The sequence below is a fragment of the Streptomyces sp. NPDC001153 genome (assembly GCF_053598315.1).
Window position 1 is genome coordinate 1 of the sequence record NZ_JBSFJZ010000007.1, and the last position, 15454, is coordinate 15454.

A 15454-nucleotide genomic window follows, 5' to 3' on the forward strand; every position below is an offset into this window, starting at 1 on the left:
GTGTTGATGCCGGTCTTGCCGCCGACCGCCGCGTCCACCATGGCCAGCACCGTGGTCGGCACGGCGATCCAGCGCACCCCGCGCAACCAGGTCGCGGCCACGAACCCGGCCAGGTCCGTCGTCGCACCGCCACCCACACCCACCACGACGTCCGTGCGCGTGAAACCCGACTGACCCAGCGCCTTCCAGCAGTAGGCGGCCACCTCGGCGGTCTTGGCCTCCTCCGCATTGGGCACCTGGATGGCGACCGCCTCATAGCCCTGCTCGCCCAGGTCGGCGCGCAGCGCATCCCCGGTCCCGGCCAGCGCCTCGGGATGGATCACCGCAACCCGCCTGGCCCTGGAACCGATCAACCCGCCCAGCTCGCCGAGCAGTTGGCGCCCGACCAGCACCTCGTAGGGGTCGGTGCCCGCGCTGCCGGCGACCTGGATCCGGGTGACTGCCTCGCTCATGCTTCCTTCAACTCCAGTGCGTCCAGCGCTGCTCGGGTGACCTCTTCGGGGCTACGGCCGTCCGTCGCCACCACGGCGGTGGCAACCTCCTCGTACAGATGCCGCCGGGCCTCCATCAGCTCACGCCACTGCCTGCGCGGATTGACCGCGAGCAGCGGACGCGCCACGTTCAGACCGGTGCGCTTGACGGCCTCCTCCACGTCCATGGAGAGGTAGACCACCCGGTGCCCGGCCAGCAGCGCGCGCGTGTCGGCGTCCAGGACGGCCCCGCCGCCGAGCGCGAGGACGCCCTCGTGCTCGGCGAGTGCCGTGTGCACGGCCCGCTTCTCGAGCGCGCGGAAGGCGGGCTCGCCCTCGTCGACGAAGATCTCGGCGATGGTGCGGCCCTCGTGGGCGACGATGTCCTCATCGGTGTCCCGGTAGCCGAGCCCGAGGCGCTCGGCGAGCAGCCGGCCGACGGTGGACTTGCCGACGCCCATCGGGCCGACCAGTACGACGGCGGGCACGGCGCTCACCGGATCCGCAGGTTGTCGAGGTACGACCGCACGTTGCGCCGGGTCTCGGCCACCGAGTCGCCGCCGAACTTCTCGGCGACCGCGTCCGCCAGGACGAGCGCGACCATCGCCTCGGCGACGATGCCCGCGGCGGGCACGGCGGAGACGTCGGAGCGCTGGTGGTGGGCCTGAGTGGCCTCGCCGGTGGTGACGTCCACCGTCTTCAGGGCGCGCGGCACGGTCGCGATGGGCTTCATCGCGGCCCGCACCCGCAGCAGCTCGCCGGTGCTCAGGCCGCCCTCGGTGCCGCCGGCGTGGCCGGAGACGCGCTTGATGCCCTCGGGCGTGTTGACGATCTCGTCGTGCGCCTTGGAGCCGGGCACCCGGGCCAGCTCGAAGCCGTCACCGATCTCGACGCCCTTGATCGCCTGGATGCCCATCAGGGCACCGGCGAGACGGGCGTCCAGCTTGCGGTCCCAGTGCACGTGCGAACCGAGACCGACCGGCACCCCGTACGCCAGCACCTCGACCACGCCGCCGAGCGTGTCGCCGTCCTTGTGGGCCTGGTCGACCTCCGCGACCATCGCCTTCGAGGCGTCCGCGTCCAGGCAGCGCAGCGGGTCGGCGTCCAGCTTCTCGACGTCGGCCGGCGTGGGGTACACACCCTGCGGGGCCTTCACGGAGCACAGCTCGACCACGTGGGAGACGATCTCGATGCCGGCCGTCTCCTTCAGGTAGGAGCGGGCGACCGCGCCGAGGGCCACCCTGGCGGCCGTCTCGCGGGCGGATGCGCGCTCCAGGATCGGGCGGGCCTCGTCGAAGCCGTACTTCTGCATGCCGGCCAGGTCGGCGTGACCGGGCCGCGGCCGGGTCAGCGGGGCGTTGCGGGCCAGACCCGCGAGGATCTCCGGGTCGACCGGGTCGGCCGCCATGACCTGTTCCCACTTCGGCCACTCGGTGTTGCCCACCATGATCGCGACCGGGGAGCCCAGCGTCAGACCGTGCCGGACACCACCCAGGAAGGTGACCTCGTCCCGCTCGAACTTCATCCGCGCACCGCGGCCGTAGCCGAGCCGCCGCCGCGCCAGGTGGTCCGCCACCATCTCCGTGGTGATCGGCACGCCGGCGGGAAGCCCCTCCAGCGTCGCGACAAGTGCGGGACCGTGGGACTCCCCCGCGGTCAGCCAACGCAGCCTGCTCAACGGTGCTCCTCAGTGTTCGCGCCCGGTACTGCCCGGCGTACACGCGTCCTCGCGTACGGCGACGGCATGACCGGGTGCGCGACCCCGGCCCGCCACCTCCGATCCTCCCACGTCCGGGGCCGGAATCCGGTCGCCGGTCCACAAGGCGGACGTGGCGCGGCGATCAGCGGGCGGCGAGTGCCTTCTCGCCGGCGCGGCGCATGGCCTCCAGGGGTGCCGGGGACCGGCCGGTCATCTGCTGGACCTGCAGGACGGCCTGGTGGACCAGCAGGTCGAGGCCGCTGACCACGGCGCCACCGAACATGGACCAGCGGGCCGCCAGCTCGGTGGGCCAGGGGTCGTAGAGCACGTCGAAGAGGGTGGCGGGGCGCTCGGGCACGGCGGCGGCGAGGGCGTCGGTGGTGCCGGCGGGCGTGGTGGCGATCACCAGCGGGGCGCGCAGTGCCCGCTCTGCGTCCGCCCAGTCCGCCGTACGCACCTCCACGTCGAGCCGCTCGCCCCACTGGCGCATCTCGGCGGCGCGGGCCTCGCTGCGGACGTAGGCGACGACCTCGCCGGTGCAGATCCGGGCGAGGGCGGCGAGCGCGGAGGAGGCGGTGGCACCGGCGCCGAGGATCGCCGCGGAGTCGACCTCCTCGATGCCGTGCTCGCGCAGCGCGGCCACGATGCCCGGGATGTCGGTGTTGTCGCCGAGGCGGCGGCCGTCCTCGGTGAGGACGACGGTGTTGACCGCGTCGACGGAGGCGGCCGTCTCGCTGATCTCGTCCACCAGCGGGATGACCGCCCGCTTCAGCGGCATGGTCAGCGACAGTCCCGCCCACTCCGGCCCCAGCTTCTCGAAGAAGCCGGGCAGCCCGGCCTCGTCCACCTCGAAACGCTCGTACGACCACCCGGTGAGCCCGAGCTCGTCGTACGCGGCCCGGTGCAGCACCGGGGACAGGGAGTGGGCGATGGGCTTACCGAGCACGGCGGCCCGGCGGGCGTCAGTTGCCCGAGGTGGCATTGAACTTGTCCTTGAGGCGCTGGAATTCGGCGAGGGTCTTGGCGAATTCGGTGTTGTTCACTCCGTCGGTCGCCACGAAATACAACCACCCGTCGTGCGTCGGGTTCAGGGCCGCCATGATCGCGTCCGCGCCGGGATTGCCGATCGGGCCGGGCGGGAGCCCCTTGTGCCGGTAGGTGTTGTACGGGCTGGGGTTGCTGTTGATCTCCTTGAGGGAGATATGGATGTTACTGGTGCCCTTGAGGTAGTTGTACGTCGAGTCGAACTGCAGCAGCTGGTTCGTCTCGGTATTGGTGGGCTTGAGACGGTTGTAGACCACTTCCGCCATCTTGCGGAAGTCGTCGTTCGTCTTGCCCTCCGCCTGCACCAGGCTCGCGACCGTGACCAGCTCGAACGCGTTGTTCAGGCCCAGCGCCCGGGCCTTCGAGGTGAGACCGTAGGCGTCGTACTTGGACTTCGCCTCGGCGACCATCTGCTTCAGGATCGCGTCGGGCTTCATGCCCTTGGCGGCGGGATAGTTGCCCGGGAAGAGGAAGCCCTCCAGCGGGTCCTTGATCTCGCCGCTGTTCGCCGTGTTCTGCGCCCAGGCGGGCAGACCGAGGGCCTTGTACTCCTGCCTGGCGACCTTTTCGGTGGTGCCGGCGGAGAGTGCGAGCTTCTTGTCGATCGCCTGGTAGACGCCGGCATTCCGTTCGCCCGGAGTCACCATGACGACGTTCTGGCTCTTCGGGTCCATCATCATTTTCACGGCGCTGGCGGCGGACATCTCCTTCTTCAGGAGATACGCGCCGGCCTGGATGCTGTCACCGCCGGGGATCGTGTTCTGCGCGTGTACGAAGGCTTCGGCGCTCTTGACGACCCCGGCCTGTTTCAAGCGGTTGCCGATGTCCCAGCCGCCCGCGCCCTTGGGGATCTCGACGGTCACCGTCTCGTTGATCCCGTCGCCCGTGTAGTCGGGCGCCGGGGCGAAACGATTTTGGTAGAACTTGTAGCCGAAGTAGCCCGCCGTGCCGATGCCGCCGCCGAAGACCAGGACGACGACCATGCAGGCGCAGCCGTTGCGCCGTTTCTTGCCCTTCTTGGTGGGCTTCTTGCCGCCTCGCCGGTCACGGCGGCTCTCGAGCTCGTGCTCCTCGTCGTCATCGTCATCGCCGCCGCCCGTGAAGAAGGGGTGCTGCTCCTCCTCCTCGTCGGGAACGGCCTCGGTTTCGGGTTCCGGCTCGGGGCGCCTGTGGCCGGGCGGCACCGGCGGCGGGTAGGCGTCCTCGGTGCCGTAGAAGTCGGGCTGCTCCCCGCCGTAGGCCATGGGCTGCTGGCCGTACGGGTCACCGGGATCGGGGGCGTACGGCATCTGGCCATGGGAGTCGGCCGCGTTCCAGCCGCCCTGCTGCTGGTACTGCTGCTGGGTCTGACCGGCGTACTGCTGATGGGCCTGTTCGTCGTAGTACGGGTACTGCTCGTGGCCGTACCCGGAGTGCTGCTGCTGGCTCCAGTCTCCGTACTGCGGCTGCTGCGGGTACTGCTGCTGTGGCTGGCCGCCGTAGGCAGGCTGCCGGCCGATGTGGGCCTGCTGCCCTTCCCATCCGCCGTCCCCGTACAACGGGTCCTGCGGATGCCACGGTTCGGGGCCTGGGCCCCGGCCATACTCAGTCATCGATCCCCTAGAGCCGCGAGGCCGACCGGTCACGCGGCCGGTGGGCCCGCTTCCGTTCCGCCTCTTGCTGTGCGCCTACTGTTCGAACACCGGCACATCGCGCGGAACGTTACCGTATCGCGATCAGATGACCACTTCGACGCCCTCGCCGGGTGCTTTACCTGACACTCGTTCGGATTCGAGGGCCTGCTGGAGGATGATGACGGCGGCCGCCTGGTCGATGACCGCGCGGCCCTTCTTCGATTTCACGCCGGAGGCGCGCAGTCCCTGAGTGGCCGTCACGGTCGTCATCCGCTCGTCCACCAGGCGTACCGGCACCGGCTTGATGCCTTTGGCCAGCTCCTGGGCGAATGCGCGGACCTTGACGGCGGCCGGTCCCTCGCCGCCCTTGAGGGAGCGAGGGAGTCCGACGACGACCTCGATCGGCTCGTACTCCTCCACCAGTTGACGCAACCGGCGGTGGGCGGCGGGGATGTCCCGGCCGGGGACGGTCTCCACCGGTGTGGCGAGGATCCCATCGGGGTCGCACGACGCGACCCCGATCCGGGCGTCCCCGACGTCGATCGCAAGTCGACGTCCTCTGCGCATTTCCGACCGTTTCCTTACGTCGCCGTCTTCTTCGCCGTCGATCTCGCCGTCACTTGGCCGTGTCGGCGACGAGACGCTCGACGGCGTCGACGGCCTCGCCGACGGCGGCGGGGTTCTGGCCGCCGCCCTGGGCCACGTCCGGCTTGCCGCCACCGCCGCCGCCGAGGGTCTTGGCGGCGGTGCGGACCAGGTCACCGGCCTTGAGGCCGCGCTCGCGGGCGGCCTCGTTGGTGGCGATGACCGTCAGCGGCTTGCCGTTGCTGACGGTGAAGAGGGCCACGACCGCGGCACGTCCGCCCTGGATGCGGCCGCGCACGTCGAGGACCAGCCTGCGCAGGTCGTCGGGCGTGGTGCCGTCCGGGACCTGGCCGGTGACGACGGCCACGCCGCGCACGTCCTTGGCGGACTCGGCGAGACCGGCGGCGGCCTGGAGCACCTTCTCGGCGCGGAACTTCTCGATCTCCTTCTCGGCGTCCTTCAGCTTGCCGAGCATCGAGGAGACCTTCTCGGGCAGCTCCTCCGGGCGGCCCTTGAGCAGCTCGGTCAGCTGGTTGACGACCGTGTGCTCGCGGGCGAGGAAGGTGTAGGCGTCCACGCCGACCAGGGCCTCGATACGACGGACGCCGGAGCCGATGGAGGACTCGCCGAGCAGCTTCACCAGGCCCAGCTGGGCGGTGTTGTGCACGTGCGTGCCGCCGCACAGCTCCTTGGAGAAGTCGCCGATGGTCACCACACGGACCCGCTCGCCGTACTTCTCGCCGAACTCGGCGATGGCGCCCTGCTTCTTGGCCTCGTCGATGCCCATGATCTCGGCGTGCACGTCGAGGTCGCGGGCGAGCACCTCGTTGATCTTCTGCTCGACGTCGGTCATCACGGCCGTCGGCACGGCGGACGGGGAGCCGAAGTCGAAGCGGAAGCGGCCGGGCTGGTTCTCGGAACCGGCCTGGGCGGCCGTCGGGCCGAGGGCGTCGCGCAGGGCCTGGTGGGTCAGGTGGGTGGCCGAGTGGGCGCGGGCGATGGCCTTGCGGCGGCGGGCGTCGATCGAGGCGTGGGCCTTGGCGCCGACGGTCACCTCGCCGACCTGGACGACGCCCTTGTGGACGTACACACCCGGGACCGGCTTCTGGCAGTCGCGGATCTCGATGACGGCACCGGAGTCGGCCTTGATGCGGCCGGTGTCGCCGATCTGACCGCCGCCCTCGGCGTAGAACGGGGTGCGGTCGAGGACGATCTCGACCTCGTCGCCCTCGGTGGCGGCCGGGGAGGACACGCCGTCGACGAGGATGCCGACGATCGTGGACTCACCCTCGGTGTCCGCGTAACCGATGAAGTCGGTCTCGCCGGCGGTGTCGGCGATCTCGCGGTAGGCGCCCATGTCGGCGTGGCCGGTCTTCTTGGCCTGGGCGTCGGCCTTGGCGCGCTCCCGCTGCTCCTTCATCAGGCGGCGGAAGCCCTCCTCGTCCACGCTCAGGCCCTGTTCGGCGGCCATCTCGAGGGTGAGGTCGATCGGGAAGCCCCAGGTGTCGTGGAGCAGGAAGGCCTTGTCGCCGGCCAGGACCGTGCCACCGGCCTGCTTGGTCTCGGTGACGGCGGTGTCGAGGATGTTGGTGCCGGCCTTCAGCGTCTTGAGGAAGGCGTTCTCCTCCGCGATGGCGACCTTCTCGATGCGCTCGCGGTCGGTGACCAGCTCGGGGTACTGCTGACCCATCATCTGGATCACGGTGTCGAGGAGGTCCTTGACGACTGGACCGGTGGCGCCCAGCAGGCGCATGTTGCGGATGGCGCGGCGCATGATGCGGCGCAGGACGTAGCCGCGGCCCTCGTTGCCGGGGGTGACGCCGTCGCCGATGAGCATGGTGGCGGTGCGCATGTGGTCGGTGACGACGCGGAGGGAGACGTCCGAGTCGTGGGCGTCGCCGTAGCGGACGCCGGTCAGCTCGGTGGCCTTGTTGATCACGGCCATGGAGGTGTCGATCTCGTACATGTTCTGCACGCCCTGCAGAATCATGGCGAGCCGCTCCAGGCCGAGGCCCGTGTCGATGTTCTTGCTCGGCAGGTCCCCGAGGATCTCGAAGTTGTCCTTGCCGATGCCCTCGCCGCGCTCGTACTGCATGAAGACGAGGTTCCAGATCTCCACGTACCGCTCGTCGTTGACGGCGGGGCCGCCCTCGACGCCGAACTCGGGGCCGCGGTCGTAGTTGATCTCGGAGCAGGGGCCGCACGGGCCGGGGACGCCCATGGACCAGAAGTTGTCCTTCATGCCCAGGCGCTGGATGCGCTCCTGGGGCACGCCGACGACCTCGTGCCAGATCTGCTCGGCCTCGTCGTCGTCCTTGTAGACCGTGATCCACAGGCGCTCGGGGTCGAGGCCGTAACCGCCCTTGTCCTGGGGGCTGGTGAGCAGCTCCCAGGCGTACTTGATGGCGCCTTCCTTGAAGTAGTCGCCGAAGGAGAAGTTGCCGCACATCTGGAAGAACGTGCCGTGACGCGTGGTCTTGCCGACCTCTTCGATGTCGGGCGTGCGCACGCACTTCTGCACGCTGGTGGCGCGCGGGAACGGGGGCTTGACCTCGCCCAGGAAGTAGGGCTTGAAGGGCACCATGCCGGCGGGGACGAGGAGCAGAGTCGGGTCGTCCGCGATGAGCGACGCCGAAGGGACGACGGTGTGCCCGCGCTCCTCGAAGAAGCTCAGCCAGCGGCGGCGAATCTCGGCCGACTCCATCAGTGGTCCTCATTCCGGTTGTACGAGTGCTTCGCTTGCGAAGAAAACGACGTTTCGATGTACGTCGGTGTGCTGCTGTCGTTGCTGCGGTTGGCCTCGATGGCGGCTTGCCGCCTCGGTGTGGGGAGTTCGGGGTTCTCGTGGATCCCGAGGGCCTCCTCCAGCTCCGCCTCCCGCTGGGCCATGTTGTCGCGGACGTCGAGCGCGAAGCCCACCGCGCGGTCCTTCAGGCGGTGACCGGTCTCCAGGGCCTTGTTCGCCGCCGTCGCGGCGAGGCTCTCCGGGGTCAGCTGCCTGAGCTTGCGGTTGACCTTGGTGGTCGCCCACACACCGGCGGCGACACCGGTGGTGAACCAGAACGTACGGCGGAACATCGCTCGGTCTCAGTCCTTACTTCCGCTTGCGTCGTGCGGCAGGGACCGTGCGGCCCACGATCACGGTACGCCGGGGCGTCTTCGCGGGCACGTCCTCCTTGCGGCCGCCCAGTGCCCGGCGGACGCCGTAGCCGAACGCCGCGACCTTGACCAGCGGGCCGCCGAAGGTGGAGGCGACCGTGCTGGACAGCGCGGAGGCGTTCGAGGTGACCTCCTGGACGTCGGAGGCGATCGCGTCGACGCGGTCGATCTGGGTCTGCGCGGAACGCACGGCGGTGGAGGCGTCGGCGAGCAGCGGGACGGCCTGGTCGGTCACGTCCGACACCAGCTTGGTGGTCGCCTTGAGCGTCTGGGCCAGCCTCGCGAGTGCCACCGCGAGGAAGGAGACCAGGATCGCCCAGAAGACGGCCACCAGGATCCCGGCCACCTCTCCACCGGACACAGTGCGCACCCGCTCCCTGAAACGTGCCTCACCATCGAAAAGTCGTGTCCGAGCCTATCGCGCCGCGGCCACGGCTCCGTACCGGATTACCGGGCGGCGCGGACGGAGTTGCGGGAAGCGATTGTACGCAGTGAACACGCTTCAGTACGCTCCGTGTCCCATGCGAGGTTCTCAGCGCCCAGATCCCTTCTCCGACGGTGATCCGCCCCTGGAGCTGACCACGTTCGTCGGGCGCTCGGCCGAACTCGCCGAGCTGACGGACGCGCTCGGCGGGGCCCGGCTGGTGACCGTGACCGGGGTCGGCGGTGTCGGCAAGTCCCGGCTGGCCGCGCGGGTCGCCGCCGGGTGGGAGTCCGGGACCGGGCGGGTGGAGCTGGCGCCGGTGCACGATCCGCAGTTCGTCGAGTACGCGGTGGCGGAGGCGCTGGGGCTGACCGATCACACCGCCCGGCCGCCCCGGCAGACCCTCCTGGAGCATCTCGCCGGCCGTCCGGCCCTGCTGGTGCTGGACGGCTTCGAGCATCTGGTGGACGCCTGTGCGGAGTTGACGGCGGAGCTGCTGCGGAAACTGCCGGAGCTGCGGGTGCTGGCGGTGGGCCGGCGTCCGCTGGGGCTGGCGGGCGAGCGGCTGTTCCCGCTGGCGCCGCTCGGCGAGGACGAGGCGGTGGAGCTGTTCGCCGACCGGGCCCGGGAGCAGGGCCTGGAGGTGTCCGACGGGCCCGAGGTGCGCGAGCTGTGCCGGCGGCTGGAGGGGATCCCGCTGGCGCTGGAGCTGGCGGCCGGGCGGCTACGGGCGCTGTCCCCGGGGCAGCTGCTGCGGCGGCTGGACGGCCGGTTCCGGCTGCTGGCGGCGAGCGGCTGGGAGGGTGCTCCGCGCCCGGTCCCCGGCGGCCCTCCGGCCCGCCACCAGACGCTGCGCACGGCGATCGGCTGGAGCCATGAGCTGTGCACGCCCGCCGAGCGGCTGTTGTGGGCGCGGCTTTCGGTGTTCGCGCAGACCTTCGACCTGGAGGCGGCCGAGTATGTGTGCAGTGGGGACGGGCTGCCCGCCGAGGACGTCCTGGACGTGCTGTCAGAGCTGTTGGCCCAGTCGGTCGTGACCCGCGAGGAGAGCCCGGCCGGCCTCCGCTACCGGATGCTGGACACGGTCCGGGACTACGGCGCCGAGTGGCTGGAGGGGACCGGGGACGCGGGCCGGCTGCGCAGACGGCACCGGGACTGGTACCTGGGCCTGGCGACCTGGTGCGAGCTGGACTGGTTCTCGCCCCGGCAGGGCGAGGTCGCCGCACGGGTCGAGGCGGAGCTGCCCAATCTGCGGGCGGCACTGGAGTTCTGTCTGACGGAGCCGGAGGAGGCGCATCTCGGCCAGTACCTCGCGGGCTCGCTGTGGTTCTGCTGGGTCGGCTGCGGGCGGCTCGCGGAGGGCCGCCGCTGGCTGGCGCGCAGCGTGGAGCTGGAGTCGGAGTACGACCAGTCGCGGCTGAAGGCGCTGTGGGTGCTCGGCTATGTGGCGATCCTGCAGGGCGACACCGTGCCGGCGCTGAAGGCGCTGCGGGAGTGCCGGGAGCAGGCCGAGCGGGTCGCGGATCCGACGGCGGCGGCGTACGCCGAGCACCGCACCGGTTGTCTGGCGCTGGTCACCGATGACATGGCCCGTGCAGAAACGCTGCTGCGGTCGGCGCTGGACCGCTATCAGGAGATCGGCGAGCTCAACAGCAATGTGCTGATGGGCCAGGTGGAGCTGGCGATGGCGCGGGCCTTCCAGGGGGACCTGCCGGACGCGGTACGGCTGTGCGAGGACGTACGCCGGGTGTGCGAGGACCACGGGGAGCGCTGGGCCCGCAGTTACGCGCTGTACGTGCTGGCGTACGCGGCCTGGCAGGAGGGCGCCCTGGACAGCGCGCGGGAGCTGCTGGAGGACTGTCTGCGCAACGCCCACGCCTTCCACGACCTGCTGGGTTCGGTGCTGGTGATGGAGCTGCTGGCGCTGGTGACGGCGGCCGGGGGCGAGCCGGCCGAGGCGGCGCTCCTGCAGGGGGCGGCGGCCCGGATGTGGCCCTCCGTGGGGCTGCCCCTGTTCGGCTCGGCGTACTACAACGCCCCGCACGAGCGCTGCGAGGCGCTCGCCCGGCAGGCCCTGGGGGACGCCGGGTACGAGGAGCGGGTGCGGGAGGGGGGCCGGCTGGACCGGGAGGCGGCGGTGCACCGGGCGCTGGGGCGGCATGCGGTACGTCCGCTGGGCGCGCTGCCGACTCCGCGGGGACCGGTGTCCCGGGGCGGCGGAGGCGCGAACCGCGCTGAGGCGACCGAGCGCGCCGCCGACTCCGCGCGGGGTTCACGCGCGCCGTAGGGGCGTGGGCCGTATCGGCATACGGCTGCGCGGCGTGGCGCGACCTGCCCCCTGCGGCCCGCGATGTCCGGACGACCGGAAACGACGGCCGGAAACGACGACCGGAAATCAAAGACCCGCCGCCTCGCCCGTCCGGCAGGGCCGGGCGGGGAGACGGCGGGCTGAGGTGCTGCGCCGGGGCTGGGGTCAGCGGGCGTAGTACTCGACGACGAGCTGCTCGTCGCAGATCACCGGGATCTCCTTGCGGTTCGGCTCGCGGTCCAGGCGGAACGCCAGGGCCTTGAGGTTCACCTGCAGGTAGCGCGGGGTCTCACCCTCGGGGGCGAAGCCACCCTCGCGGGCGATCGTGAAGAGCGTCTTGTCCTTGGAGCGGTCGCGGACCTGCACGACGTCGTCCGGGCGGACGCGGAAGGACGGCTTGTCGACCTTCTGGCCGTTGACCTGGATGTGGCCGTGGACGACCATCTGACGGGCCTGGTAGATGGTGCGGGCGATGCCCGAACGCAGGACCAGGGCGTCGAGACGGCGCTCGAGCTCGATGATCAGGGCCTCGCCGGTCTTGCCCTGGACCTTGGAGGCACGCTCGTACGCGCGGACGAGCTGACGCTCGGACACGTCGTACTGCGCGCGCAGGCGCTGCTTCTCGAGCAGACGGACCTTGTAGTCCGAGTTCTGCTTGCGGCCGCGGCCGTGCTCACCCGGCGGGTAGGGGCGGGCCTCGAAGTACTTGACGGCCTTCGGGGTCAGCGCGATACCGAGGGCACGCGACTTCTTGACCTTGGGGCGGGACTGGTTCGCCACTGTCTCAATCTCTTTCGTAGTTCTCGGCTCGTCAGGGTTAGGGAGGTCGCATCCGCAGCCGGGAAAACCCGCCGGGCCCTCACGGGACCTGCCGGGCAGCCGCTTCCCTGGTCTGGGCACATACGTGCAGCACGCGAGTGGCCCACCGACCGTCCCGGAGTTCCGGGTGGTGGTGGGCTGCCCGCGACACCTTCGACGGTGCGCGACGCTCCTGGAACCTCGCGTCCTCGCGGCCGTGGGGTTCCGGCTGGGTGTCCCGCTCTGACTGCACGGAACTCAGCACTTCGGGCAAGTCTACAGGGCGCTCACGACCGCCTGCGACCGAGGTGCTTGCGGGTCCACTCCACCGCGTCCGCGTACCGCGCCTCGGCGCCGTGCCGGCCCGGGGTGTAGTACTCGCGGTCCTTCAGGGCGTCCGGGGCGTACTGCTGCTGGGCGATGCCCTCGGGCAGGTCGTGCGGGTACACATAGCCCTGGGCGTGGCCGAGCTTGGCGGCGCCCTTGTAGTGCCCGTCGCGCAGGTGCGGCGGGACCGGGCCGGCCAGGCCCTTGCGTACGTCTTCCATGGCGGCGCCGATCGCCGTGGTCGCCGAGTTGGACTTGGGGGCGAGCGCGAGGGCGATGGTGGCGTGGCTGAGGGTGAGGGCGGCCTCGGGGAAGCCGATCATCGCGACGGCCTGGGCGGCGGCGACGGCGAGGGGCAGGGCGCCCGGGTCGGCCAGGCCGATGTCCTCGCTGGCGGAGATCATCAGGCGGCGGGCGATGAACCGGGGGTCCTCGCCGGCCTCGATCATGCGGGCCAGGTAGTGCAGGGCGGCGTCGACGTCGGAGCCGCGGATGGACTTGATGAGGGCGCTGGCGACGTCGTAGTGCTGGTCGCCGTCGCGGTCGTACTTCACCGCCGCCCGGTCGACCGTCTGCTCCAGCGTCTCCAGGCCGATCTCGCTCTCGCCCTTGTCGAGGGCGGCTCCGGCGGCGGCCTCCAGGGCGGTCAGGGCCCGGCGGGCGTCGCCGCCGGCGATGCGCAGCAGGTGCTCCTCGGTGTCCTCGGGGAGGCCGACGGCGCCCTTCAGGCCGCGCTCGTCGGTCAGGGCGCGCTCCAGCAGGCCGCGGATGTCGTCGTCGGTGAGCGGTTCGAGGGTGAGCAGGAGCGAACGGGACAGCAGGGGCGAGATCACCGAGAAGTACGGGTTCTCGGTGGTGGCCGCGATCAGGGTCACCCAGCGGTTCTCGACCGCCGGGAGCAGGGAGTCCTGCTGGGCCTTGCTGAAGCGGTGGATCTCGTCCAGGAAGAGGACGGTCTCCTTGCCGAAGCCGCCGGTGGCGCGGCGGGCGCCGTCGATGACCGCGCGCACCTCCTTGACGCCCGCGGTGATCGCGGACAGCTCCACGAACCGCTTGTTCGTCGCCTTGGAGACGACGTACGCCAGGGTGGTCTTGCCGGTGCCGGGCGGGCCCCAGAGGATCACCGAGGACGGTCCGGCCGGGCCGCCGGAGCCCTCGCCGACCAGCCGGCGCAGCGGGGAGCCGGGCCCCAGCAGATGCTGCTGGCCCACGACCTCGTCGAGGCTGCGCGGGCGCATCCGAACCGCCAGGGGGCTGGCTGCCGGGTCCTTCTCCTGGCGTTCTTCTGCTGCGGCGGTGAACAGGTCGGGTTCCACGTCCAGAACCCTAAATCACCGCACTGACAATGCGGCCGGGCCGGGGCTCAGGCCCAGAGCTGGCTGCCCCAGCGGGTCAGGATCAGCATGGCGATGATGCCGCAGTGCGTGACCGGCACCACCCAGGTGAATTCGCCGAGGAAGGACTTCAGCCAGCGCGGGGCCGGCAGGAAGTCGTTGCGGACGTTGAACGAGGTCACGTACCAGAACATGGTGATCGTGGCGACCCAGGCCAGCGAGCACCACAGGCACAGCGCGTTGATCCGGTACAGGGACTCGAACTGCAGCCAGGTGACGAAGCAGACGCCGAAGAGCGTGCCGAAGTTGAAGGTCAGCCAGTACCAGCGCGGGAAGCGGGCGCGGGTCAGCAGGCTCATGCCGACGCAGATGACGATGCCGTAGCAGACCAGGCCGAGCATGGGGTTCGGGAAGCCGAAGACCGCCGCCTGCTTGCTCTCCATGACGCTGCCGCAGGAGACGACCGGGTTCACGCTGCAGCCGGGCGTGAAGGTCTTGCCCGCGACCTTGGCCTCGAGGATCTTGAACTTGTCGAGCGTGATGACCCAGGCGGCCAGCAGGCCGGCTGCGCCCGTGATCACCAGCAGCAGGGCGAAGGCACGGCTGCCGCCCTCCGTGCGCGGGGCGTCGGCGGCACGCTCGGGACCCGACTCCGTGGAGACGTCGTTGACTGTCGTCTTGCTCATCACGCCGATTCCGTCACTTGAGAGTTGGACCATCTTCGGGCACGGCTCATTGTGCCGCACGCGCGCGTGGGTCCACCGTTCGGAGGACATAAGGAGGTACGCACCGTGGTCACGGATCGTTCGGTTTCGGCCGACGATCGAGGGCATGACAGCACACGCGAACGAACTCGCGATGGACGTCCGGGGGCTGCGCAAGCGGTACGGGGGCGTGACCGCGGTGGACGGGCTCGATCTCGGCATCCGGCACGGTGAGGTGTTCGGCCTGCTCGGGCCCAACGGCACCGGCAAGAGCACCACGGTGGAGATCCTTCAGGGCGACCGGGACCGGGACGGGGCGAGGTGCCGGTCCTCGGCGCGGACCCGGCGACGGGCACGTGCGCGTGGAGATCGCGTGTCGGAATCGTCCGGCAGGACGAATCGGCGCCCGCGGAGTTGACGGTGGGCGAGACGGTCCGGCACTTCGCCCGCTACTGCCCGCGTGGCGCCGCCTCGACGTGGCACCCGGGGCGATCGGCGACCCCGAAGTGCTGCTCCTGGACGAGTTCGACACGGGTCGAGGTACACCTCGGCCACGCCGACGCCGCGCGGCGCGCCATGCTGAGCGCCGAGCCGGGCCTGGAGGTGGTCGGCGACGCGGCCGGCGGACCGCAGGCGGAGGCGCCGGCGGCCGAACTGCACCCGGACATCGTGCTGATGGGCCTGCGCATGCCGGGCGGCTCGGGCGTGGACTCGATCGTGCGGATGACCGCGCCGGGCTGCCCCGCCGTGATCGTCCTGACGACGTACGACACGGACCGGGACATCCTGCGCGCGGTGGAGGCCGGCGCCGCGGGCCATCTGCTCACGTTCCCGCTCCGGCGGGAACCGGCGGACGCGGTACGGGCGGCCGCACGCGGCGGGACCGTACTGGCCCCCTCGGTGGCGGCCCGCCTGATCGACCGGCTCCGCGCCGAACCGGAACGCCCCCGCCTGCCGGAGCGGGAGACCTCGGTACTCCGACTGGATAG

At 71.0% G+C, this 15454-nt stretch carries 13 protein-coding genes and 2 pseudogenes; 3 read left to right on the top strand and 12 right to left on the bottom strand.

What is annotated here, in order from left to right; translation table 11 throughout:
• The 9 genes from ACWDEN_RS09740 to ACWDEN_RS09780 form a co-directional block, all read right to left on the bottom strand.
• Positions 1-452, bottom strand: a 452-nt coding sequence (locus ACWDEN_RS09740; protein ID WP_450858268.1) for an iron-containing alcohol dehydrogenase, incomplete at its 3' end; no start/stop codon positions are given.
• The gene (locus tag ACWDEN_RS09745) at positions 449-931 is read right to left on the bottom strand and encodes a shikimate kinase (RefSeq protein WP_351616115.1); all 483 of its coding nucleotides are present in this window, start codon (positions 929-931) and stop codon (positions 449-451) included. The genes ACWDEN_RS09745 and ACWDEN_RS09740, both read right to left, overlap by 4 nt.
• Before the next feature lie 32 nt (positions 932-963).
• Complete coding sequence (gene aroC, locus ACWDEN_RS09750) at positions 964-2148, bottom strand: chorismate synthase (RefSeq protein WP_351616042.1); 1185 nt, start codon at positions 2146-2148, stop codon at positions 964-966.
• A gap of 163 nt (positions 2149-2311) precedes the next feature.
• Positions 2312-3151: a shikimate dehydrogenase gene (locus ACWDEN_RS09755; RefSeq protein WP_351616045.1), complete on the bottom strand. Its 840-nt coding sequence runs from the start codon at positions 3149-3151 to the stop codon at positions 2312-2314.
• Positions 3132-4805 carry an endolytic transglycosylase MltG gene (gene mltG / locus ACWDEN_RS09760; protein WP_450858270.1) on the bottom strand — a complete coding sequence of 558 codons (1674 nt, stop codon included), beginning with the start codon at positions 4803-4805 and terminating at the stop codon, positions 3132-3134. Before mltG ends, ACWDEN_RS09755 begins: the two co-directional genes overlap by 20 nt.
• Before the next feature lie 123 nt (positions 4806-4928).
• A complete protein-coding gene (gene ruvX, locus ACWDEN_RS09765) occupies positions 4929-5393 on the bottom strand; it encodes a Holliday junction resolvase RuvX (protein WP_450858271.1) in 465 nt (154 codons plus the stop codon).
• 49 nt (positions 5394-5442) lie between these two features.
• The gene (alaS, locus tag ACWDEN_RS09770) at positions 5443-8115 is read right to left on the bottom strand and encodes an alanine--tRNA ligase (RefSeq protein ID WP_450858273.1); all 2673 of its coding nucleotides are present in this window, start codon (positions 8113-8115) and stop codon (positions 5443-5445) included.
• Complete coding sequence (locus ACWDEN_RS09775; RefSeq protein ID WP_351616056.1) at positions 8115-8489, bottom strand: hypothetical protein; 375 nt, start codon at positions 8487-8489, stop codon at positions 8115-8117. The genes alaS and ACWDEN_RS09775 overlap by 1 nt, the downstream gene beginning before the upstream one ends.
• A 16-nt stretch (positions 8490-8505) precedes the next feature.
• On the bottom strand, positions 8506-8931 hold the full coding sequence (locus tag ACWDEN_RS09780) for a DUF948 domain-containing protein (protein ID WP_351616118.1): 426 nt from the start codon (positions 8929-8931) through the stop codon (positions 8506-8508).
• Between the two features lie 160 nt (positions 8932-9091).
• On the opposite strand from ACWDEN_RS09780, the gene ACWDEN_RS09785 reads away from it, so the two are divergent.
• A complete protein-coding gene (locus tag ACWDEN_RS09785) occupies positions 9092-11281 on the top strand; it encodes an ATP-binding protein (RefSeq protein ID WP_450858275.1) in 2190 nt (729 codons plus the stop codon).
• Positions 11282-11467: 186 nt separating this feature from the next.
• On the opposite strand, the gene rpsD is transcribed toward ACWDEN_RS09785, so the two are convergent.
• The 3 genes from rpsD to ACWDEN_RS09800 all read right to left on the bottom strand — a co-directional run bounded on the left by rpsD (position 11468) and on the right by ACWDEN_RS09800 (position 14447).
• Positions 11468-12082, bottom strand: coding sequence for a 30S ribosomal protein S4 (gene rpsD / locus ACWDEN_RS09790; protein WP_023552091.1), 615 nt, complete (start codon positions 12080-12082; stop codon positions 11468-11470).
• Between the two features lie 305 nt (positions 12083-12387).
• Entirely contained in the window at positions 12388-13743 is a 1356-nt protein-coding gene (locus ACWDEN_RS09795; protein ID WP_351616063.1) for a replication-associated recombination protein A, read from the bottom strand.
• 47 nt (positions 13744-13790) lie between these two features.
• A complete protein-coding gene (locus ACWDEN_RS09800; RefSeq protein WP_351616065.1) occupies positions 13791-14447 on the bottom strand; it encodes a vitamin K epoxide reductase family protein in 657 nt (218 codons plus the stop codon).
• A 145-nt stretch (positions 14448-14592) separates the two neighbouring features.
• Here ACWDEN_RS09800 and ACWDEN_RS09805 point away from each other — a divergent pair.
• A pseudogene (locus ACWDEN_RS09805) lies at positions 14593-15001 on the top strand (ATP-binding cassette domain-containing protein); the annotation flags it as partial.
• Positions 15002-15041: 40 nt separating this feature from the next.
• A pseudogene (locus tag ACWDEN_RS09810) lies at positions 15042-15449 on the top strand (response regulator); the annotation flags it as partial.
• Positions 15450-15454 lie beyond the last annotated feature (5 nt).

Excerpts from the sequence above, each read along its gene's own strand:
- ACWDEN_RS09745 (WP_351616115.1), bottom strand. The coding sequence starts at position 931 with ATGGGCGTCGGCAAGTCCACCGTCGGCCGGCTGCTCGCCGAGCGCCTC.
- ACWDEN_RS09755 (WP_351616045.1), bottom strand. The coding sequence starts at position 3,151 with ATGCCACCTCGGGCAACTGACGCCCGCCGGGCCGCCGTGCTCGGTAAG.
- mltG (WP_450858270.1), bottom strand. The coding sequence starts at position 4,805 with ATGACTGAGTATGGCCGGGGCCCAGGCCCCGAACCGTGGCATCCGCAG.
- ruvX (WP_450858271.1), bottom strand. The coding sequence starts at position 5,393 with ATGCGCAGAGGACGTCGACTTGCGATCGACGTCGGGGACGCCCGGATC.
- alaS (WP_450858273.1), bottom strand. The coding sequence starts at position 8,115 with ATGGAGTCGGCCGAGATTCGCCGCCGCTGGCTGAGCTTCTTCGAGGAG.
- ACWDEN_RS09775 (WP_351616056.1), bottom strand. The coding sequence starts at position 8,489 with ATGTTCCGCCGTACGTTCTGGTTCACCACCGGTGTCGCCGCCGGTGTG.
- ACWDEN_RS09785 (WP_450858275.1), top strand. The coding sequence starts at position 9,092 with ATGCGAGGTTCTCAGCGCCCAGATCCCTTCTCCGACGGTGATCCGCCC.
- ACWDEN_RS09800 (WP_351616065.1), bottom strand. The coding sequence starts at position 14,447 with ATGAGCAAGACGACAGTCAACGACGTCTCCACGGAGTCGGGTCCCGAG.